The 25578-nt window shown below is 43.4% G+C and carries 3 protein-coding genes; all 3 read left to right on the top strand.

What is annotated here, in order from left to right:
• Nucleotides 1–417 precede the first annotated feature (417 nt).
• From NLP_RS12745 to NLP_RS12735, 3 genes are read left to right on the top strand one after another with little or no spacing between them, the layout of a single operon-like run.
• Entirely contained in the window at nucleotides 418–3816 is a 3399-nt protein-coding gene (locus NLP_RS12745) for a non-ribosomal peptide synthetase (protein ID WP_104906717.1), read from the top strand.
• Nucleotides 3813–21080 (top strand): non-ribosomal peptide synthetase, encoded by a 17268-nt coding sequence (locus tag NLP_RS12740; RefSeq protein ID WP_104906716.1) that lies wholly within the window; start codon nucleotides 3813–3815, stop codon nucleotides 21078–21080. The genes NLP_RS12745 and NLP_RS12740 overlap by 4 nt, the downstream gene beginning before the upstream one ends.
• 3 nt (nucleotides 21081–21083) lie before the next feature.
• The gene (locus tag NLP_RS12735; protein ID WP_104906715.1) at nucleotides 21084–25517 is read left to right on the top strand and encodes a non-ribosomal peptide synthetase; all 4434 of its coding nucleotides are present in this window, start codon (nucleotides 21084–21086) and stop codon (nucleotides 25515–25517) included.
• The last annotated feature ends 61 nt before the right edge of the window (nucleotides 25518–25578 follow it).

Genomic DNA, 25578 nt, shown 5'->3' with positions numbered 1-25578 from the left:
CTTAACTTTCTTAACTAATGTTTTAAATATTTTCTTAAGTGTCTTAACTGGGATTGCGTTTTATTTAAAAAAATGGGATTATATTATCTAATATATTTATTTACTAAAAAATTACATATAAATTATGATTTCGCTTAAAATCTAGTAACTATTTATTTTAATGAACAATAGAATTGAAGTTGAGAATAGAAACTAATGCAATTAGATAATCCTAGTCAAGTTTTAACCAGTTTAAATAATAAAAGTTTTACCTATGTAAAAATAGAAATAAAAATTACTATTCGAGCGAGTTTAACTGTAACAGTTCCAAAGAGAGTAACTTAGTCTAAGCTTGAAAAACTTTTTGACCCAGACTCTCTTTGCACATTCCTTATTTGTATTGTTATAACTAAAATTCTAAAGTTTAAAGGAGTTTGAATGAATAGAATTGTAAAAACAACTTACCCACTCTCATCTGGTCAAGAAGCAATATGGCTCATCCAGCAAATTGCTCCAGAGAATGTTGCTTATAATATATTCATTACTGCAAAAATTAATTCTTATTTAGATATTAATGTTGTCAATCGTGTATGGAAAAAAATTATTGAACACTATCCTATTCTTCAATCTACGTATACCATCCACAAAGGTAAACCCGTTCGAGAAATTAATCAACAACAGGAATTTAAAATTGAAGCAATAGATGCCAGTAACCAAAGTGAAGATGGCTTAAAAGAGAAAATATTTGCTGTAGCTGACCGACCTTTTAACTTAGAAAAAGATGCAGTTTTTAGAGTTAGTCTATTTACTCAATCAGCCAACAAACACGTTATGATGCTAACAATGCACCATATATCTAGCGATATGTGGTCTGTTGATTTACTATTCAGTGAATTTAGGTCTTTGTACACTACCGAAATTGAACAAGATAGCCAAGAGCATACAGAGACAGCCAATGATTTTTTGGAAAAAAATAAATCTTATACAGAATTTGTGCAATGGCAGTCAGAAATGCTATCGAGTTCCACAGGAGAAAAGCTTTGGCAATACTGGCAAAAAAAATTAGCTGGCGACTTACCAATTTTAAATTTGCTCACCGATAAACCCCGCCCCCTATTACAGACTTATCAAGGAGTATCATATATTTCAAAGCTAGATGAACAACTAATTCAAAAACTCAAACATCTAGCTCTATCCTTTGGAACAAGCTCTTATCAGATTCTGTTGACAGCATTTTACGTGCTACTTTATCGTTACACTAATCAAAAAGATATCCTCATAGGCAGCCCAATAAGAGGTCGGAAGGGTAAAGAATTCAAAAAGATTATCGGCTACTTCGTCAATCTAACAGTTTTACGAGTTTCTGTTGAGAAAAACGCCACATTCAACGAACTTTTCGCTAGAGTCAGCAAGACAGTTAGAGAAGCCCAAAAGTATCAAGATTACCCTTTTCCTCTTTTAGCAGAACAACTTCAACCGCATCGAGATCCCAGTCGTCCGCCTTTATGTCAAGTTATTTTTACTTGGCAAGCACAAAGTTGGTGTGAACCAAAAGAGAATTCATTGCACATTCAAGAACAAGTGCTTCAGATGGAGCCATACTTGCTCGGACAACGGGGTGCAGGTTTTGATCTGAATCTTATGGGGATGGAAGCTCAGGGAGAGTTACAACTCTGCTGGCAATACAACACTGACTTGTTTGAAGCTGCTACAATCATGCGTATGGCAGGGCATTTTGTGACCTTGCTTGAAGGTATTGTTGCTAATCCACAGGAGCAGATTTGGCAACTACCTCTACTGAGGGAAGTTGAGCAGCAGCAGTTACTGGTGGAGTGGAACGATACTTTTGTAGATTATCCTCAAGATAAGTGCATTCATCAGTTGTTTGACGAGCAGGTAAAGCGTACCCCTCATTCAATAGCAGTGATATTTGGAAATGAGCAACTGACTTACCACCAGTTAAATTGTCGCGCTAACCAGTTGGCTCACTACTTGAAGTCTTTGGGTGTGGGAGCGGATGTGCTAGTAGGGTTGTGTGTAGAACGTTCTTTAGAAATGGTGATAGGCATACTGGGGATACTCAAAGCAGGTGGTGCATATCTGCCTCTTGACCCAGATTATCCTACTGAACGCTTGAGCTTTATGCTAGAAGATGCTCAAGTAACAGTGCTGCTGACACAGCAGCAAACCTTGAACAAGTTGCCCCAGCACCAAGCACAGCTTGTATCTTTAGATACTGACTGGGCAGTAATTTATCAGTCAAGCCAGAAAAATGCCTTAGCGCAGCCTACCGTAGGTAGCGCACTTGTGCAAGCAGATAACTTAGCTTATGTGATTTATACTTCTGGTTCTACAGGTCAGCCAAAGGGAGTGATGCTTTCTCACCGCAATCTTTGCAACCATATGTTTTGGATGCAATCAACATTCCCTCTGACTGAAGAAGACAAAGTGCTACAGAAAACCCCCTTTAGTTTTGATGCCTCAGTTTGGGAATTTTACGCACCTTTGCTAGTAGGTGGACAGTTGTTATTAGCTCAACCAGGAGGTCATGCTGACCCCGCTTACCTGTTAAATTTAATTGCTCAACAACAGGTCACTACTGTTCAGTTTGTACCATCTTTATTACAAATACTGATAGAACAAGGAGGACTTGAAAATTGTCACTCCCTCAAACAAATCTTCTGCGGTGGTGAAGCTTTACCTGTTGCTTTGCAAAAGAGAGTGTTAAGTAATCTCAATGTGAACTTACACAATCTCTATGGGCCAACGGAAGCTTGTATTGATGCCACCTTCTGGACTTGCAAGGAAGGAATTGAGCGTCAAGTTGCCCCTATCGGCCGTCCAATAGCCAATACGCAAACCTACATTTTAGACGAGTATCTGCAACCATTACCCATTGGTGTACCTGGAGAACTGCACATTGGCGGTGCTGGATTAGCCAGAGGCTACTTCAACCGTCCTGAGTTGACAAAAGAAAAATTCATCCCTAATCCATTTGAGGATAGTGCAGCGTTAGCAAGTCCGCGTACCCTTACAGGGAAGCAAGCTACGCATAGCGTCTCGCAGAGAGCGTCGGCAGCAAAGAGTAGACTGTATAAAACTGGGGACTTAGCACTTTATTTACCAGATGGCAAAATTGAATACTTGGAACGTATTGATAATCAGGTAAAAATTCGGGGATTCCGTATTGAGTTGGGAGAAATTGAAACCATACTCAACGAACATAGCGATGTGCAGACATCTTGTGTAATTGCCCGCGAAGATACCCCAGGACAGCAGCAGTTGGTCGCTTACGTAGTACCACATCTACAAGTGACACTAACAATCAATGAACTGCGTTACTCCCTAACAGCAAAACTTCCACAGTACATGATTCCCCAGGCGTTTGTGGTGTTAGAGTCACTACCACTAATGCCCAACGGTAAAGTAAACCGCCGCGCACTACCAAAACCAGATTTACACAGCCAACCCAAAGACCAATTTGTTGCACCTCGCACCTCCACTGAAGAAATACTGGCACAAATTTGGTCACAAGTTCTCAGAGTACAGCAGGTAGGTGTACATGATAATTTCTTTGAGCTCGGTGGCGATTCCATCCTCAGTATTCAAATCATTATTAGAGCAAGGCAAGCGGGATTAGAACTGACTCCCAAGCAATTATTTACTCATCAAACTATCGCCAAATTAGCCACCGTGACAGGCACAATCACGGAAGCCCAAACAGAGCAAGGGTTGGTCAATTGTTCTTCTTTAGAAACTGATAATTCTACTCCAAATGATTTCCCGTTATTACAAATTAATCAATTAGAACTAGAACAAATATTATCAAATTTATGAAATCAGAAATTAATAAAACAAATAGAGAAAATATAGAAGATATTTATCCTCTATCTCCGATGCAACAGGGGATGCTGTTTCATAGCTTGTACGATCAAAAATCAGACGTATATTTTGTCCAATTCAGTTGCACTTTGAAGGGAGCATTGGATGTAAAAACCTTCGAGCAAGCTTGGCATAAATTAGTAGAAAAATATTCCATCTTTCGCACAGCTTTTATTTGGAAGTCTTTGAGCCAGCCTGTACAAGTAGTATATCGACAGGTGCAGATTGCTGTTGAAACCTATGACTGGAAAAAGTTAACTTCACAGGAACAGCAACACCAATTAAAAGTTTTTCTGGATTTTGATCGACAAAAGGGCTTGCAATTGTCTCAAGCTCCATTGATGCGCCTACATCTGTTCCAATTGGACAGGGATACTTATCAATTTGTTTGGAGTAGCCATCATTTATTACTTGATGGCTGGTCTTTATCTTTGGTAATTAAAGACCTCTTAAAGGTTTATCAAGAAAATTCTCAGAATCAAACTTCCAGTTATCAATCATCTGTCAACTATTGCAACTATATTGCTTGGCTACAGCAACAGGATCAAAAACAAGCTGAAGAATTCTGGAAACAAAAACTTCAAGGTTTTACTGCACTCACTCCATTGACAGTAGAGAAACTGTTACCAAACCAAGAAAATAGCAGCGTCAGCTATGGGGAACAAAAAATTCAGTTCACATTTTCAGCAACAACCACACTTCAGTCTTTTGTCCGACAGCATCGCTTGACTCTCAATAATTTAGTGCAAGCAACTTGGGGTTTGTTACTGTCTCGCTATAGCCAAGAAACAGATGTAGTTTTTGGCGCAACTGTATCTGGTCGGGAGCCATCTATTGTTGGCATTGAATCAATGGTGGGACTATTTATCAACACCTTGCCAATGCGAGTTCAAGTTGCCGCAGACACCCAAGTGCTGACTTTAATTAAGGATTTACAAGCACAGCTACTTGAGTCTGAGCAATACTCATATAGTTCCTTGGCAGATATTCAAGGCTGGAGTAAGATCCCCAGGGGTACATCTTTATTTGACAGCATTGTTGTCTTTGAGAATCTTCCAGTTGATACTGCTCTCATCTCACACAATAATAGTTTTCACCTAGAAAATACTCAGGTTTCTCAAGAAAGTAATTATCCTCTAACAGTAATAGCTCTTCCTGGTGAACAATTAGAGATAAAAATTAGCTACGATACTAGCCGATTTGATGATACAGTGATCGCTCGAATGTTGGGTCATTTCCAAACATTGCTTCAAGGTATTGTTGCTAATCCACAACAGCGCATTTCTCAAGTGCCAATGCTGACAGCAGTTGAGGAACAGCAGTTATTAGTTGAATGGAACAATATTCAGGCGGACTATTCTCAGGCTCAGTGTATTCATCAGTTGTTTGAAAAGCAGGTAGCACTTACTCCTAATGCTGTGGCGGTGACATTTGGCAATCAACAACTGACTTATCAACAGTTGAATACCCAAGCTAATCAATTGGCACATTACTTGCGCTCATTGGGAGTAAAAGCCGATGCGCTAGTGGGTATTTGTGTGGAACGCTCACTCTTAATGATTGTAGGAATACTGGGTATTCTCAAGGCAGGTGGTGCATACCTGCCACTTGATCCTGAATATCCCCAAGAGCGTTTGAGCTTTATGTTAGAAGATGCTCAAGTGTCCGTGCTGTTAACTCAACAGCAATTAGCAGAGTTTCTTCCTCAACATCAAGCGCGTGTCATCTGCATAGATACCGATTGGGAAAAAATTACTCAAGAGTGCGAGACAAACCAGGAAAATAGCGCAACACCTGATAATCTGGCTTATGTCATTTACACTTCAGGTTCTACAGGTAAGCCCAAGGGTGTTTTAGTCAATCACGCTAATGTAGTGCGTCTGTTTACAGCCACAGACCCTTGGTATAAGTTCAATCAAGATGATGTGTGGACAATGTTCCACTCCTACGCCTTCGACTTCTCTATTTGGGAAATATGGGGTGCATTGCTGTATGGTGGACGATTGGTAGTAGTTCCGTATTTAGTGACGCGATCGCCTAAATCATTCTACCAGTTATTGTGTCAAGAACAAGTCACAGTTCTCAACCAGACACCTTCAGCCTTCCGCCAATTAATTCAAGCCGAACAGTCAATTACAACTGCTGGCGATTTGAACTTACGCTTAGTAATTTTTGGTGGGGAAGCTTTAGAAATCAACAGTTTGCAGCCTTGGTTTGAGCGACACGGCGACTCCTCACCCCAGTTAGTGAATATGTACGGGATTACAGAAACTACCGTACACGTTAGCTATCGCCCACTGAGCAAAGCCGATTTGAATGTTACAGCCAGTATCATTGGCCGTCCGATTCCCGACTTGCAGGTATATTTACTAGATCAGCATTTGCAGCCAGTACCGATTGGTGTTAGGGGTGAAATGTACGTCGGTGGTGCTGGGGTAACACGCGGCTATCTGAATCGTCCCGAATTGACTCAACAACGATTTATCTCTAATCCTTTTGCGGAGGTAGGAGGAAGTAGATTATATAAAACAGGTGACTTAGCTCGTTATTTACCTAATGGCGAGTTAGAGTATTTAGGACGTATTGATAACCAAGTCAAAATTCGCGGCTTCCGCATTGAGTTGGGAGAAATTGAGGGATTACTAGCTTCTCACCCCGCACTGTGGGAAAATGTGGTGGTTGTACGAGAGGATGAACCTGGGGACAAACGTTTAGTAGCTTACGTAGTAACAAAGCCGGAAAAATCTACCACAGTCCAAGAATTACGCTCCTTCCTCAGCAACCAATTGCCGAGCTACATGATGCCAAACACCTTCATGTTGCTGGAGTCCTTACCTCTTACCTCTAACGGCAAAATAGACCGCCACGCCCTACCAAAACCAGACTTAGACAACACACAATTAGAACAATTTGTTGCCCCACGCACTCCTATTGAAGAAATGCTGGCACAAATTTGGGCGCAAGTGCTGAGAATAGAGCAGGTAGGCATTCATGATAACTTCTTTGAATTGGGGGGACATTCCCTACTAGCAACACAACTGGTTTCACGCATCCGCAACACTTTCAAAGTCGAATTACCATTGCGTGAATTGTTTACCAATGCAACAGTAGCTCAATTAGCGCGATCGCTTCAGCAGTTGCAACAACAAGATATCTCCCTGACTTCTTTACCCATCCTCAAGCGGACTGAGAATGTAGAACTACCACTGTCTTATGCTCAACAGCGTTTATGGTTTTTAGACCAATTTGAGCCGAACAGCCCCTTTTACAATATCCATCTTGCTTTACGTTTAACAGGAACCCTCAAAGTTCCTGCCTTAGAACAAAGCTTACAAGCAATCGTTGAGCGTCACGAAGCTTTACGCACCAACTTCATCACCGTTGATGGACAAGCTTCACAAATCATTCAAACACAATCAGACTGGCAAGTTTCAGTTTTTGATTTGCAAAATTTACCTGCAAACGAACAAGAAATAGCTCTACAACAATTAGCGCAAGAACACGCTATTCAACCCTTCAATCTAGCAACTCAAGCATTATTTAGAGCAAAGTTATTGGTGCTGAATCAGACAGAAAATGTATTGTTAGTGTCCATGCACCATATTGTCTCAGACGCTTGGTCAATGGGTGTGTTTGTCAAAGAATTAGCGGCACTGTACGATGCTTATGCTCAAGGTAAATCACCCAATTTATTACCACTACCGATTCAGTATGCAGACTTTGCACTATGGCAAAGAGAATGGTTGCAAGGAGATGTCCTGCAAGACCAATTGAATTATTGGCAAAAACAACTCAAGTACGCACCAGCTTTATTACCACTCCCCACAGACCGACCCAGACCAGCTGTACAGACTTTCGTGGGCGCACATCAAGAGTTTGAGCTTTCACCTGAGCTAAGTCAACAGTTGACACAACTGAGTCAGCAACAAGGGGTGACATTATTCATGACGCTGTTAGCAGCTTATGATACCTTGCTTTATCGCTACACAGGTACAGAAGACATTTTGGTAGGTTCGCCAATTGCTAACCGCGATCGCTCCCAAATAGAAGGGTTAATTGGCTTTTTTGTCAATACATTAGTCATGCGTACCGACTTATCAGGCAACCCCAGTTTTAGCGAATTACTCGGTCGTGTTCGAGAAGTCGCTTTGGGTGCATACTCTCATCAGAATTTGCCTTTTGAAATGTTGGTAGAAGCATTACAGCCAGAACGGAGCTTAAGCCATACGCCTTTGTTTCAGGTAATGTTTGTCTTCGAGAATACTCCTATCTCAACCGCAGAGTTAACTGGATTAACTGTCAATCCACTGGTTGTAAAAAATACGACTACCAAGTTTGATTTAACTTTAGCAATACTGAACACTGCCACTGGACTCGTGGGTATATGGGAGTACAATACCGATTTGTTTGATGCCAGTACCATTGAGCGGATGGCGGGTCATTTTGTCACACTCCTAGAAGGTATTGTTGCTAATCCAAAAGAGCGAGTTTCTCAATTACCTCTATTAACAGCAGTTGAGCAGCAGCAGTTATTGGTTGGTTGGAATGATACATCGGTAGAGTATCCCTCAAATAAATGTGTCCATCAGTTATTTGAGGAACAAGCACAACGTACCCCGGATGCAGTAGCAGTAGCGTTTGAAAAAGAACATCTCACATACCACGAGTTGAATTGTCGCGCTAATGGGTTGGCACATTACTTGCGCTCCTTGGGTGTGGGAGCCGATACGTTAGTGGGTATTTGTGTAGAGCGTTCTATAGAAATGCTAGTGGGACTGTTGGGCATTCTCAAAGCGGGTGGCGCTTACCTGCCAATTGACCCAGAGTATCCTACTGAGCGTTTGCACTTTATGCTAGAAGATGCTCAAGTAAGAGTGCTGCTGACACAGCAGCGACTTCTTGATAGACTGCCCCCAAATCAAGCACAGCAAGTCTTGTTAGATGCTGATGCTCAAGTTATTTCTCAATGTAGCCAAGAGAATCCCATTACTGCTACCGAAGCTAGTAACTTAGCTTATGTGATTTATACTTCTGGTTCTACGGGACAACCCAAGGGAGTATTAGTTGCCCATAAAGCACTGCTCAATCTTGTATTCTGGCATCAGCGTGCTTTTGCAATCACTGCGTTTGACAAAGCTACTCAGGTTGCTTCCACAGCATTTGATGCTGCTGTGTGGGAATTGTGGCCTTACCTAACCGCAGGCGCAAGTGTTGATCTCATCAAACAGGGAATCTTGACATCCCCACTAGATTTGCAAGATTGGTTGATATCGCAAAACATCACCATCAGTTTTCTACCAACACCAGTAGCAGAGCAGTTATTGTCTCTGGAATGGAAACCAAATACAGCTTTGCGAACGCTTCTCACTGGGGGAGATAAACTCAATCGCTATCCATCCAGCCGACTGCCTTTCCAGGTCGTGAATAACTATGGCCCAACTGAAAATACTGTTGTCACCACTTCTGGCATAGTAGTTGCTGATGGCACAGATCACATTTCTCCATCTATTGGTCGTCCCATAGCCAACACACAAGTCTACATTTTAAGCGAGTATTTGCAGCCAGTTCCTATAGGTGTGGCGGGAGAATTGCATATTGGTGGGGAATCCTTGGCGCAAGGCTATCTCAACCGCAACGAGTTAACACAACAGAAATTCATCCCAAATCCTTTTGATAAGGCAGAAGGCCAGAGATTATATAAAACAGGGGATTTAGCCCGCTATTTAGCCGATGGTAATATTGAATACCTGGGACGCATCGACAATCAAGTTAAGATTCGCGGTTTCCGTATTGAATTGGGCGAAATCGAAGCCATACTCAACCAAGATCCTAATGTGCAAACATCTTGTGTGATCCTCCGTGAAGATATCCCAGGAGAAAAACGTTTAGTTGCCTATGTCACACTGCATCAGCATACACTAACAATTAGCGAACTGCGCCATTACCTGAAAGCAAAACTTCCTCCTTACATGATGCCCCAGGCTTTGGTCATCTTGGAGTCAATGCCACTAACTCCCAATGGAAAAGTAGACCGTAGGGCATTACCAGCACCGAATTTACAGAGTGACAAAGATAAATATGTCGCCCCACGCACCCCCATTGAAGAAATGCTGGCGCAAATTTGGGCGCAAGTGCTGAAAGTCGAGCAAGTGAGCATTTATGATAACTTCTTTGAACTGGGAGGGCATTCATTACTTGCAACGCAACTGATTTCACGTATCCGTTCTAATTTCCAAGTAGAACTACCATTGCGTGAGTTATTTGCTACGGCCACAGTTGCCGAATTAGCGCAATTGATTGAGCAATTACAGCAACAGAAGTTACAACTGACTGCGCCACCCATCTTACCAAGACCAAGGGATGCTCAATTACCACTATCTTATGCTCAAACAAGGCTGTGGTTTTTAGATCAGTTTGACCCCAACAGTTCCTTTTACAATATCCCCACAGCTTTGCGTCTAGTCGGTACTCTTAATGTTGCTGCCTTAGAACGAAGCTTACAAGAAATAATTGCGCGACACGAAGCTTTACGCACCAATTTCATTACAGTTGATGGACAAGCAAATCAAGTCATCCAAACACTACCCAATTGGACAGTATCAATTGTTGACTTGCAGCATTTACCCTTAAGCGAAAAAGAAATTGCAGCACAGCAATTAGTACAACAACAAGCTACTCAACCATTTGATTTAGTAAGACTTGCATTAGTCATATCGACATTAGTAGTGCTGTCCGAGACAGAACACATATTTTTAATGTGCATACACCACATTGTTTCTGATGGCTGGTCAATGAGTGTGTTTGTCTCTGAACTAGCGGCACTTTATAATGCTTATTCCCAAGGTGAACAGTCACCTTTAACACCACTAACGATTCAGTACGGAGATTTTGCTATTTGGCAGAGAGAGTGGTTGCAAGGAGAGGTACTGCAAACTCAACTAAGTTACTGGGAACAGCAACTCAAAGATGCGCCAGCCTTGTTAGTGCTACCTACAGACCGACCCAGACCGGCTGTGCAAACCTTTGCTGGTGCAACTCAAGAGTTTGCCCTGCCAATTGAACTAACTCAAAAGTTGACAAAACTCAGCCAAGAGCAAGGCTGTACCCTATTTATGACGCTGTTGGCAGCTTATGATACCCTACTATATCGCTACACTGAGCAGGAAGACATTTTGGTAGGAACACCAATTGCTAACCGCGATCACTCTGAAATAGAAGGGTTAATTGGCTTTTTTGTCAATACTTTAGTTTTACGGACTGATTTATCAGGAAATCCCAGCTTTAACGAACTATTAGGTCGTGTACGACAAATGGCAATGGAGGCATACTCGCATCAGGACTTGCCATTTGAAATGTTGGTGGAAACATTGCACCCAGAACGTGACCTCAGTCATTCACCTCTGTTCCAGGTAGATTTTCTCCTGCAAAATGATCCCCTGTCGCAAGTAGAGTTGACTGGGTTAACTGCTACGCTGTTACCAATAGAAAGCACAACGGCAAAATTTGATTTAACTCTGGCAATGTCGAACACTGCTACTGGACTGGTAGGTGTGTTTGAGTATAATACCGACTTGTTTGATGGCACTACTATTGAGCGGGTAGTCGGACATTTTGTTACCCTGCTGGAAGCAATTGTGGCAAATCCACAGCAGCACATAGCCGAATTGCCAATGTTAACAGCTGTTGAGCAACAGCTGTTATTTGGAGAATGGAACGATACTCAGGCTGATTATCCAGATCATCAGTGTGTTCATCAACTGTTTGAGTCGCAGGTTGAACTGACACCCAATGCTGTAGCGGTGGTGTTTGGGAATGAACAACTAACTTATCAGCAGTTGAATACCCAAGCGAATCACTTAGCGCATTACTTACAATCTGTGGGTGTGGGGATAGAGACATTTGTCGGCATATATTTAGAGCGATCGCTCTCGATCATTGTGGCATTGTTAGCTATCCTCAAAGCTGGTGGTGCTTACGTTCCTCTAGACCCCGATTATCCCCAACAGCGTTTAGCTGACATCTCCCAAGACTCACAATTATCCTTCCTGATTTCCAAAACTAAATTGCTCGGCTCCTTGCCAGTCCAAGGCACAAAAGTCATTGTCTTAGACGCAGAGTCACAAAATTTAACTGCTCAACCTCAAGACAACCCAAACAGTGAAGTTAAACCAGAAAACTTGACTTGTATCCTCTATACTTCTGGGTCTACTGGCAAACCCAAAGGCGTAATGCTGTCTCATGGGGCTTTAGTTAGCCATAGCTGTGCAATTAGTGAAGTATTTGGTTTAACAAGTAGCGATCGCGTTTTGCAATTTGCCTCCTTCAGCTTTGATGTTGCAGCCGAAGAAATTTTCCCCAGTTGGTATACAGGCGGAACTGTAGTACTCAGACCCGCCCAAATGTTCCCTGACTTGGCAAGTTTTGCTCGATTTATTGCCCAAGAAAAGTTAACTGTCTTAAATATCACCCCAGCTTACTGGCATGAATGGGCAATTGCGGTATCTCAACAGGATGCAACTGTGCCGGAAAGCTTAAGGTTAGTAGCTGTGGGTGGGGATTCAGTTCTACCAGAAACAGTGACAATGTGGCGGCAATTAGTAGGCAATCGCGTTAGTTGTATCAATGTGTACGGCCCCACAGAAGCATCAGTAACGGCGATCGTTAACGACCTGCTTGATCCCAAATTGGAAACAACCAATACAGTCCTAATTGGTCGTCCCATTGCTAATACCCAAGCCTACATCCTTGATGGTAATCTCCAACCAGTACCAATTGGAGTCAAGGGCGAACTGCATCTAGGCGGTGTACGTTTAGCTAGAGGATACCTTAACCGTCCAGAATTAACCCAGGAAAAATTTATTCCTAATTTATTTATGGAAGGTGAAGGGAATAGATTATATAAAACAGGAGATTTAGCACGTTATCTGCCGAATGGTAGTATTGAGTGCTTCGGACGCATCGATAATCAGGTAAAAGTCCGGGGCTTCCGCATTGAGTTGGGCGAAATTGAAACGGTACTCAACCAACATCCCCATGTGCAGATATCTTGTGTCATCGTCCGCGAAGATACTCCTGGGGATAAATGCTTAGTCGGCTACGTTGTACCTTTGGAGCAGAAGCTATCCACCATTAGCGAACTGCGTCAGTTCCTCTCCAGTAAACTGCCGCTTTATATGGTTCCCCAAGCATTCGTAATGCTGGAAACACTACCACTCACACCAAACCGTAAAGTAGACCGTCGCGCCTTACCAGCACCAGACTTATACAGCAATCTCCTCAAAAAATATGTCGCCCCACGCACCCCAGTTGAAGAAATGCTGGCTCAAATGTGGGCGCAAGTGCTGAAAGTCGAGCAAGTTGGTATTCATGACAACTTCTTTGAGATTGGCGGACATTCACTACTAGCAACGCAATTGGTTTCACGCATCCGCAACATTTTCAAAATAGAGCTACCATTGCGGACTCTGTTTGCAGCCGCAACAGTTGAGCAATTAGTGCGATCGATTGGGCAGTTGCAGCAAGAGGATTTAGAACTAACTTCCCCACCCATCTTAAGGCGGGTGGAAAATACAGAATTATCACTGTCTTATGCTCAACAGCGTTTATGGTTTTTAGAACAGTTACAGCCGAATAGTGGCTTATACAACATCCCCCTAGCTTTGCGTCTAGTCGGAACTTTCAATCGAAGTGCCTTAGAACAAAGCTTGCAAGAAATAATTGCGCGTCACGAAGCCTTACGCACCAACTTCATTGCCGTTGATGGAAAAGCTTTGCAAATCATTCAAACAGCAACAGATTGGCAAGTCTCAATTGTTGATTTGCAGGATTTATCGACACCTGAGCAAGAAATAGCTATACAGGAACTAGCGCAACAACAAGCTCTGCAACCCTTTGACCTAGCAACACAAGCATTAGTCAGGGCAAAGTTACTAGTGCTGAATAAGACAGAACACATTTTGTTAGTATGTATGCACCACATTGTCTCTGATGAGTGGTCAATCGGTGTGTTTCTCCAAGAATTAACAGCGTTGTACAATGCGTATTCTCAAGGGAAATCCCCCAATTTAGCGCCACTACCAATTCAGTATGCCGACTTTGCCCTGTGGCAGAGACAGTGGTTGCAAGGTGATGTACTGCAAAGCCAATTGAATTACTGGCAAGAACAACTCAAAGACGCACCAGCTTTATTACAATTGACCACAGACCGACCCAGACCTGCGGTACAGACTTTCGCTGGCGCATATCAAAAGTTTGAACTTTCACCTAAGTTAACCCAAAAACTGACACAACTGAGTCAGCAACAAGGGGCAACTTTGTTCATGACGTTGTTGGCAGCGTTTGATACCCTACTTTACCGCTACACAGGACAATCTGATATTTTGGTGGGTACACCAATTGCTAACCGCGATCACAGTGAAATAGAAGGGTTGATTGGCTTTTTTGTCAATACATTAGTGATGCGGACTGATTTATCTGAAAATCCGAGTTTCTCATCATTACTCACTCGTGTTCGGGAAATGGCTTTGGGCGCTTACTCTCATCAGGACTTGCCCTTTGAAATGCTGGTGGAAGTATTGCAGCCCCAGCGTAATTTAAGCCATACACCTCTGTTCCAAGTGGCGTTTTTGTTTCAGAATACCCCTACGTCTGGTGTAGAACTGAGTGGGCTAACTATAAGTGATTTGCCACCAGAAAATGTCACTGCCAAGTTTGATCTTACCTTGGCGATCGGCAACACAGCGACTGGACTGGTGGGAATGTTGGAGTACAATACCGACTTGTTTGATAGCAGTACTATTAAGCGCATGGCGGATCATTTTGTGACACTGCTTGAGGGAATTGTGGCAAATCCCCAACAGCCCATTTCCCAATTGCCAATGTTAACAGCAGTTGAGCAGCAGCAGTTATTAATTGACTGGAATGATACACGGGTGGATTACCCACAAGATAAATGTATCCATCAGTTGTTTGAGGAGCAAGTAGAACACACCCCGGATGCAGTGGCTGTAGTATTTGAAAATGAACAGACGCGACATATCGCGTCTCTAACCTACCACGAGTTGAATTGTCGTGCGAATCAGTTGGCGCACTATTTGCGCTCACTGGGTGTAAGAGCCGATGCGCTAGTGGGTATTTGTGTAGAGCGTTCTTTAGAAATGGTGGTGGGACAGTTGGGCATTCTCAAGGCAGGGGGTACATATCTGCCACTTGACCCAGAATATCCAACTGAACGTTTGCATTTTATGCTTCTTGATGCTCAAGTTCAAGTGCTGCTGACCCAGGAGCAACTCGTTGATCAACTATCCGCAAATCAAGCAACTCTTGTATGTTTAGATACTGACGCTCAAGTTATTTCTCAGTTCAGCCAAGAGAATTTGATTACTGCTACCACAGCTAGTAACTTAGCTTATGTGATTTATACTTCTGGTTCTACCGGGCAGCCCAAGGGAGTATTAGTTGATCATCATGCATTGCTCAATCTCATATTTTGGCATCAACAGACTTTTGAAATCACGGCTTTAGACAAAGCCACTCAGGTCGCTTCCACAGCATTTGATGCTGCTGGATGGGAATTGTGGCCTTACCTCACCGCAGGGGCAAGTATTTATTTACTCAAATCTGGAATCATTGGATCACCAGTAGATTTGCAAGATTGGTTGCGATCGCAAAATATTACCATTAGTTTTCTGCCAACGCCTGTAGCAGAGCAATTATTGTCTCTAGAATGGACTCAAAATTTCACCTTGCGAACTCTACTAACTGGTGGAGATAAACTTCATCGATATCCATCAAGTTCTCTTCCTTTCCAAGTCGTGAATAACTATGGCCCAACTGAAAATACTGTTGTTACAACTTCAGGGATAGTAGTTTCTGATGGATGGGAGCATAATATCTCACCATCTATCGGTCGTCCCATTGCTAACACGCAAATCTACATTTTAGATGAGTATTTACAACCAGTTCCCGTTGGTGTGCCAGGAGAATTGCATATTGGTGGTGCTTCCTTGGCCCAAGGTTATCTTAACCGCGCAGAGTTAACACAAGAAAAATTTATACAAAACCCTTTTAGCGATAAACCACATTCCCGCCTTTACAAAACTGGGGATTTAGCACGCTATTTACCGGATGGCAATATTGAATACTTGGGGCGCATTGACAATCAGGTAAAAATTCGTGGCTTCCGCATTGAATTGGGAGAAATTGAAACTGCGCTGTCCCAGCTAAGAGAAGTACAGGAAGCAGTAGTCGTCGCACGGGAAGACCAACCGAATAACAAACGCCTAGTAGCTTATATTGTACCCCAACAGAAAAATGGAGAAAATAATTACCCCGATAATTCAGCTCAATGTTTAAGAGCGAATCTCAAGAAAATCTTGCCCGACTACATGATCCCCTCCAGCTTTGTGGTGCTGGATAACCTGCCCTTAACGCCAAACGGCAAGATAGATCGCCGTGCTTTACCAAAACCTGAGCTAACTCTTCTAAATGAAGCTGATTATGTCATGCCAAATACAGAAGCAGAAAAAATCATTGCTGGTATTTGGCAAAAAGCGCTGCAAGTAGAAAAGGTAGGTATTCACAATAATTTCTTTGAACTAGGGGGACATTCCCTGATAGCGACTCAGGTAATTTCTCGATTGCAAGAAGCTTTTGGAACTTCGTTGCCATTACGTTATATCTTTGAGTCACCGACAATTGCCCAGCTAAGTGAGGCGATTTTAGGTCAACTGGAAACTGGTTCGAGTTTGGCAGTACCTGCAATTCTACCCGTTTCCAGAGACGCAGATATACCGCTATCTTGGGCGCAGGAGCGACTGTGGTTTGTGAATCAGTTAGAGGGCGAAAGTGGTGCATACACCATAGATTTCACCTTGCGTTTAGTGGGGAATCTCAATGTCAAAGCTTTAGCACAAGCCTTTACAGAGATAGTACAGCGCCATGAAGTTCTACGGACTCATTTTGAGATCAAAAATAATCAGCCAGTACAGGTAATAGATCCTAATATGACCATCACGTTACCAGTGGTCGATCTCCAGAATTTACCAGACCCCTGGAAACAAGTGGAGCAACTGGCAACAGCAGAAGCCTGCAAACCATTCGATTTAGCTAATGGCCCTGTGCTGCGAGTCAAGATGTGGCAAGTTGCAACTGATGAGCATGTATTGCTATTCGCAATCCACCATATTGCAGCTGATGGTTGGTCAATCGGCGTTTTAATTGGCGAACTGTCAGCCTATTATCGAAGCTTTTTAACGAGTAGTTCTGTTGATTTACCAGAGTTACCTGTACAGTATGCCGACTTTTCCGTATGGCAGCGTCAGTGGCTGACAAATCAGGTACTAGAGCGTCAAGTAAACTACTGGAAGCAAAAGTTAACGGGAGCGCCACCTCTATTAGAATTACCCACAGACCGCCCCCGCCCAGCTATACAGACTTTCCGAGGTGGTACAGAGCAACTTCAACTAGATGCCTTGCTAACGCAGCAGTTGAAAAAGCTATCTCAAGAGTCTGGAAGCACGCTGTTTATGACACTGCTGGCGGGTTTTGTAGTTCTAATGTCTCGCTACAGTGGACAAACAGATTTGGTGGTTGGTTCACCGATCGCAAATCGCAACCGTACAGAAATCGAAGGGTTAATTGGTTTTTTTGTCAATAGTCTGGCACTGAGATTCGATTTATCCCAAGAACCGACCTTTGAAGCTTTACTGGCGCAGGTGCGACAGGTGACTCAAGAGGCATACGACCATCAGGATTTGCCCTTTGAGATGTTAGTCGAAGAGTTGCAACTTGAACGAAACCTCGATCGCAACCCGTTAACACAGGTGGTGTTTGCCCTTCAAAATGCTCCCACCTCCCCGTGGGATCTGCCTGGTTTAAAGGTTGAAGGGATGCCTTCGGGACTTGACTCAGTTCGGCTTGACTTAGAGGTTTACTTGTGGGATGCACCAGAAGGGCTTGGGGGCTTTTGCTCTTACAACAGAGATTTATTTGATGCGGCAACTATTGCCCGGATGATGCAACATTTCAAGACTTTGCTTGCGGCAATAGTTGATAATCCACGGCAGCCAGTGTCTTTACTACCCTTACTCACCCAGCAAGAACGCCATCAATTATTAATGGAGTGGAATGATATTCAAGCAGAATATCCGCAGAATCAGTGTATTCATCAGTTATTTGAGTCACAGGTAGAGCGGACACCTGATGCAGTGGCGGTGGTATTTAAAAATCAACAACTCACCTACCACGAGTTGAATTGTCGTGCTAACCAGTTGGCGCACTACTTGCGGTCTTTGGGCGTGGGAGCGGATGTACTCGTTGGGTTGTGTGTGGAGCGATCGCTGTTAACGCTGATTGGACTTTTGGGGATTCTCAAGGCCGGTGGTGCTTACGTACCCCTTGACCCCGATTATCCGACTGAGCGTCTGGGCTTTATGCTTGAAGATGCTCAAGTTTGGGTACTACTAACCCAACAGCACTTAGTTGATAAAATCCCCTCAAATCAAGCAAATACAGTCTTTTTAGAGCAAATCTGCTCAGAAATTGCCCAAAACAAACAAGATAACCTGACTGGGATCGTAACGGCTTTTGATCTAGCCAATGTGATTTACACGAGCGGTTCCACAGGTAAACCAAAAGGGGTGATGGTTGAGCATAAAGGATTGTGCAACCTAGCTCAAGCTCAGATTCAGGCTTTTGGCTTGCAAAATTCCAGTCGTGTTCTCCAATTTGCTTCTCTCAGTTTTGATGCTTGCATATCAGAAATCTTGATGACTTTGGGAGCGGGAGCAACACTTTACTTAGGAACAAAAGACTCTCTCATGCCGGGTACGCCATTAATTGAGCGATTGCACGATTATGCCATTACCCATGTCACCCTACCACCATCGGCATTAGCAGTTATGCCAACTGAAAAACTCCCGGCACTGCAAACATTAATTGTCGCTGGCGAAGCCTGTTCTGTTGAACTGATGAGGCAATGGTCTTTTGGGAGAAACTTCTTCAACGCTTATGGGCCAACAGAAGCTAGCGTGTGTGCTGCGATCGCCAAATGCACTTTTCAAGATGAGAAAATTACCATTGGTCGTCCAATTGCCAACACCCAAATCTACATTTTAGACTCGCACGAAAAGCCAGTTCCCATCGGTGTACCAGGAGAACTGCACATTGGTGGTGCGGGATTGGCAAGAGGCTATCTCAACCGAACAGAGTTAACACAAGAGAAATTCATCGATAATCCTTTTAGCGATGAGGCCCATTCTCGACTTTACAAAACTGGAGATTTAGCCCGCTATTTAGCCGACGGTAATATTGAATACCTGGGACGCATCGACAATCAAGTTAAGATTCGCGGTTTCCGCATTGAATTGGGCGAAATTGAAGCAGCTTTGAGTCAACATTCCTTGGTACAGGAAAGTGTTGTTGTCACCATTGATACCTCTGGAGATAAAAGTCTGGTGGCTTACCTAGTACCCGGTTTCAAAACTCAAGTACTACCCCAGCAGTTGGCTCAATGGCAGAGCGAATACGTTACTGACTGGCAAAAGCTCTATGAACAAGCATACAGTCAACCTCAACCATCCACAGAGGATGTAACATTTAATATTTCTGGTTGGAACAGTAGTTACACCAGGCAACCTATTCCAGATTGGGAGATGCGGGAGTGGGTTGAAAATACGGTGAGCCGAATTCTGGCCGTTGAACCACAGCGAGTATTAGAAATTGGTTGCGGAACGGGGTTATTGCTATCTCGCATTGCTCCCAACTGTCAACAATATTGGGGATGTGATTATTCCATAGCTGCCCTACAGCACGTTGAGCAGGTATGCAGCACGGTTGAGGGTCTAGAACATGTGCGGTTACTGCACCAAATGGCGGATAACTTTGCAGCTATCCCCCAAGGAGAATTCGATACTGTAATTTTGAACTCAGTAGTCCAGTATTTCCCCAATGTTGACTATCTGTTGCAGGTGATAGAAGGAGCGATATCTACGATGGGCTACGCCAACGCAACAATTGGTCAAAAAGGTGGTCAAAAAGGTACGTTATTCGTGGGCGATGTCCGCAGCTTACCTCTGTTGGAACCATACCATGCAGCCGTGCAGCTAGCCCGCGCCGAGTCGGACAGAACTGTTGAGCAATGGCAATCTCAGGTACATTCTAGTATCGCCGCCGAAGAAGAATTGCTCATCGACCCCAGATTTTTCATCGCCCTCCAGACACGCTTTCCCCAAATTACTTGGGTAGAGATTCAGCCCAAACGCGGCCATTCTGAAAATGAGTTAACTCAATTCCGCTATGATGTCACCCTACATCTAGGTACTGATGTCCTTTCAACGGTAGTCCCTTGGTTAAATTGGCAACTAGACCAACTTTCCTTTAGTCAGATTCAAAATCAATTAGTTGAGGAGCAACCAGAACTGTTGGGAATCAGATGTGTACCCAATCAACGTGTGCAGCAAGCACTACAGACTTGGAAATGGTTGTCAAATCCCCCTGGTGTCGAAACAGTCGGTCAACTGCGGGAAATGCTGACACAACAGCCAGTAACCAGTATCAATCCAGAGCAGTTTTGCCAACTGGGGCAGCAACTGGGCTACAGTGTTCACCTGAGTTGGTGGGGGAGTAGTCAGGATGGTTGCTATGATGTGATGTTCTGCCGCAATTCAAAGGCAGCACAAGGCGCTTTTTGGGATAGTTCAGCAATCGCTGCCAAACCCTGGACTGACTACACTAACAATCCCCTACACGGCAAGTTGGTTCAGAAGCTAGTGCCGCAAGTGCGTGAATTTATCCAACAAAAGCTACCCAATTATATGGTGCCGCAAGCTTTTGTCGTCCTCAATGCCCTGCCCTTAACACCTAATGGCAAGGTAGATCGTCGGGCGTTGCCAAAACTTGATACAGCCTCCAGAAATCTCTCAACTAGCTTTGTTTCACCTCAAACACCTATTGAAGCTCAACTGGTGCAAATCTGGGGTGAAGTTCTGGGACTAGAACGGATTGGTATCAAGGACAATTTCTTTGAAATAGGGGGACATTCCCTGCTAGCAACTCAAGTCATTTCCCGGATCAACTCAGCTTTTGGAATTGATTTATCTGTACAGAAGATGTTTGAGTTTCCCTCAGTAGCTGCGATCGCATCCTACATAGAAGTAATGGATTGGGCAGCAGAAGGTTTAGCAGTTACAGAAGCCAGTGGCGAAATAGTGGAGTTTTGAGTAATGACTAAAAGCACCTTTGAATTCCTTTGTCAACTAAAAAGTTTGAGTATTAACCTAGAGATTGATGGCGTTAGCGGAGCGCCTCTGGAAAAGGTTCGCTTACGTTGTCATGCCCCGGATGGGGTGTTAACTCCAACCCTGCGCCAAGAAATAGCTGGGCGTAAAACCGAAATTATTTTCTTATTAAAAGAGGCAAAGCAGCTTAAAACCTCCGAGCAGTTGTCAATTCAACCCGTGCTACGGAACGGTAAGCTACCACTGTCTTTTGCCCAACAACGACTCTGGTTTGTCCACCAGATTTCACCTGACAGTACTGCTTACAATATGCTGGAGGCTCTGCGGCTAGACGGTTCGCCCAATATAGCTGCACTCTCGCAGAGTCTGGGTGAACTTATTCGCCGTCACGAGGTATTAAGAACTACTTTTTCCACGGTAGATGGAGAACCAATTCAAGTAATTGCCCCGGACACTGCCTTAACTTTGCCAATTCATGACTTGCAGGGGTTGGCTACCGAGGAGCAAACTGAGCAAATTCGACAAATAGCGAAGTCTGTTGCCTCCAAACCCTTCGATCTGGCTGTTGGGCCATTAGTACAATTTACTCTCCTCCAACTCAGTAATCAGGAATATGTACTGCTGTTGAAGATGCATCACATTATCTACGATGGTTGGTCTTTAAACATCTTCTTCAGTGAGTTATCTCAGCTATATGCAGCTTTCAGTCAAGGATTGCCCAACCCATTACCCAAATTACCCATCCAGTACGCCGACTTTGCAGTTTGGCAACGCCAGTGGCTAACTGGTGAAGTCCTCGAACGCCAACTCAATTACTGGCAAAAACAGTTAGCGGGTGCGCCTTTGGTACTAGAACTGGCTGGCAATCGGCAACGTTCCCCAGTTCAGACCTTCCAAGGTGGAATTGAGTGTTTCAAACTCGATCGCAACCTCACACAACGCCTCAAGCAGTTGAGCCAGGAGTCAAACACAACTCTGTTTATGACCCTACTGGCAGCTTTTTTTATCTTGCTCTCTCGTTACAGTGGTCAGTCAGATATTATTGTTGGCTCCCCCATCGCTAACCGCAACAGTCCCGCGATCGAGAAACTAATGGGATTTTTTGCGAATACTTTAGCATTAAGGGGCAATCTCTCTGGAAATCCTACCTTTGCTGACTTTTTAGCACAAGTGCGGCAAACCACGTTGTCAGCATACTCCCATCAAGATTTGCCCTTTGAGATGTTAGTGGAAAAGTTACAGCCAGACCGGGATTTAAGTCGTAATCCTCTAGTACAGGTGATGTTTTCCCTCCAGAATGCCCCAGAGTCTTCTGCTAATTTGCCTGGTTTAAGTATCCAGAATATTCCTTTGCCGCTTGATGTCAGAGCTAGGTTTGACCTGGAAGTGAACTACTGGGAAATTCCCTCCGGTCTAGAGGGCGTTTGGTGCTACAACACTGATTTATTTGATGCGACCACAATTGCTCAGATTGCCCAACATTCTCAAACTTTACTAGAAGCAATTGTTGCCAATCCCAAAGCACGAATTTCTGAATTATCACTATTGAGTCAAGCAGAGCGTCATCAATTATTGGTGGAGTGGAACGATACTCAAGTAAAATATCCCGAAGATTTGTGTATCCATAAGTTATTTGAGTCACAGGTAAAGCTTACACCCGATGCAGTGGCAGTGGTATTTGAAAATGTACAGACGCAACATGTCGCGTCTTTAACCTACCACGAGTTGAATAGTCGCGCTAACCAATTGGCGCACTATTTGCAAACTCTGGGTGTAAAACCAGATGTACTGGTTGGGTTGTGTGTAGAGCGAACTGTGGAAATGGTCGTGGGATTATTGGGCATTCTCAAGGCGGGTGGAGCTTATGTGCCACTTGACCCACAATATCTGACTGAGCGCCTGAGTTTCATCTTAGAAGATGCTCAAGTTTCAGTGTTGCTGACTCAGCAATCACTCCAGGGCAAACTACCACAACATCAAGCACAGCTTATTTGTCTGGATACTGACTGGCATTTGATTGCTGAGTGTAGTCAAGATAATGCGTTAGCACAGCTTCCCGTAGGTATCGCCGAAAGTGGGCAAAACGCGATCGCAGATGTGCAAGCTACTAACTTGGCTTATGTGATTTATACCTCTGGTTCTACAGGTCAGCCTAAAGGAGTTGAAGTTGTTCACCGTGCCGTTAATCGTCTTTTGTTTGGCGTAAATTACGTTCATCTCGATGCAACTCAAAGATTTCTTCAAATTGCCCCAATTTCTTTTGATGCTTCCACATTCGAGATTTGGGGAGCTTTGTTGCATGGTGCAAAATGCGTTCTTTTTCCAGAAAGTATTCCTACTGCTAAAAGTCTGAGGCATGAAATCCACAAACATGACATTACTATTTTATGGCTGACGGCTGCTTTATTTAACTCCATAATTGATGATGATCCCCAAGCCTTGGCAGGAATTGAACAGCTACTAATTGGTGGGGAAGCACTTTCAATTGCTCACGTTCAGAGAGCAACTGAAGCTCTGCCATCTACACAAATTATTAATGGCTATGGGCCGACAGAAGGCACAACTTTTACTTGTTGTTACCCAATCCCTAGACAGATTAACTCAACTATAAAGTCAATCCCCATTGGACGAGCGATCGCGAATACACAAGTTTACATCTTAGACGAATATCTGCAACCAGTACCTATGGGTGTGCCAGGAGAATTGCACATTGGTGGTGCAGGGTTAGCACGCGGCTATCTCAACGCAAGAGAGTTGACCGATGAAAAATTCATCCCCAATCCCTTTAGTCGAAGCACAGAAGCAGGGAAGCAGGGAAGCAGAGGAGCAGAAATTCTTTATAATTACCAGCGATGCACTGAGCTTGTCGTTAGCGGAGCATCTTGGAGAGAAGTGTCCCCAATCCCCAGTCCCCGACTTTATAAAACCGGAGACTTAGCACGCTATTTACCTGATGGCAATATTGAATACATAGGGCGAATCGACAATCAGGTGAAAATCCGGGGCTTCCGCATCGAGTTGGGAGAAATCGAAGCAGTACTGAGCCAACATAGTGGTGTGCAAGTTTCTTGCGTAATTGTCCGCGAAGATACCCCAGGTGATAAGCGATTAGTCGCTTACATAGTGTCGCACCCAAAGGTGACACCCATAACGATTGAACTGCGCCAGTTCCTTGCCAATAAACTACCTGGATACATGATACCTTATGCCTTTGTGATGTTGGATTCTCTGCCACTAACACAAAACGGTAAAGTAGACCACCGCGCCTTGAAAGCACCTTCTCACACCAATGACTTAGAAAAATTTGTCGAACCTCGTAACCAATTAGAACTGCAACTAGTGCAAATTTGGTCAAAGATTCTTAAGGTTGACAAAGTAGGGGTAAAAGATAACTTTTTTGACCTTGGTGGTCATTCCCTTTTAGCTTCCTACTTAATGACTCAAATTAAGGAGCAGTTTGGTAAAGATATTCCCTTAGCAACTGTTTTCCAAAATCCAACTATTGAACAGTTGGCAGCAACTATCCAAAAAGATTCAGATTACTCAAATTCTTCTTGCTTAGTAGCCCTTCAACCTAATGGTGCAAACTTACCTTTTTTCTGTGTTCCAGGTGCAGGGGGCAGACCTTTTTATTTTTATCATTTAGGACGTTATTTAGGAGATGAACAACCGTTATATAGTTTTGAAAATGATCTGTATGAGAATTTAGGAGCGATCGCTCGTATTGAGGATATCGCTAGTGTTTATATTGCTGCAATGCAAACTTTTCAGCCAGAAGGTCCATACTTATTAGGAGGACATTCCTATGGGGGAAACGTCGCTTTTGAAATGGCTCAACAGTTAAATAAACAAGGGCATAAAGTTGCTTTGCTAGGAATTATTGATTCTTCAGCACCAACCTATAAGGATAAGCAAATGCTTGCTGATTATCTTAGTTGGGATTTTGCAATGTGGTTAGCTGAAGTAAGTAAAGGGCTAGAAATTTATTTAGATAAAAATGTAGATATTTCCTACGAGACTCTACAAAGCTTATCGGAGGAGGAACAACTAAAATACGTTTTACACTATTTCAAAATGGCTAATATGTTACCCCCGGATGCTGGAACTAATCAACTAAAAAATATCGTACAAGCTTATAAAACTAGCTGTTTATGTCTGATTGATTATGTACCAAAACAACTTTATCCGGGTAAAGTGACGATTCTCCGCGCCAACGAGGATATGCCGTCAGATCCTAATAGTGAGTTAGCATCTGAAGCTTCCGCAGATTTTTCCTTGGGCTGGAGCGAGTTTTCTACAGAGCCAGTGGATATCCATTTTGTGCTAGGTAATCACATCTCAATTATGAGCGAACCTCATGTCCAAGTTTTAGCCCAACAATTGAAAGCTTGTATCAAAGAAGCACAAGCAAATATCTAATAAATAGTTGTGCCAAATCAAATTTATTTGTAAAGTGAGGACACAGGAAACGAAAAATAAT

This window comes from Nostoc sp. 'Lobaria pulmonaria (5183) cyanobiont', from assembly GCF_002949795.1.
In the GTDB taxonomy this organism is placed as follows: domain Bacteria; phylum Cyanobacteriota; class Cyanobacteriia; order Cyanobacteriales; family Nostocaceae; genus Nostoc.
Note: the sequence above shows the minus strand (reverse complement) of the source record. Positions and strands in the feature narration are given on the sequence as shown.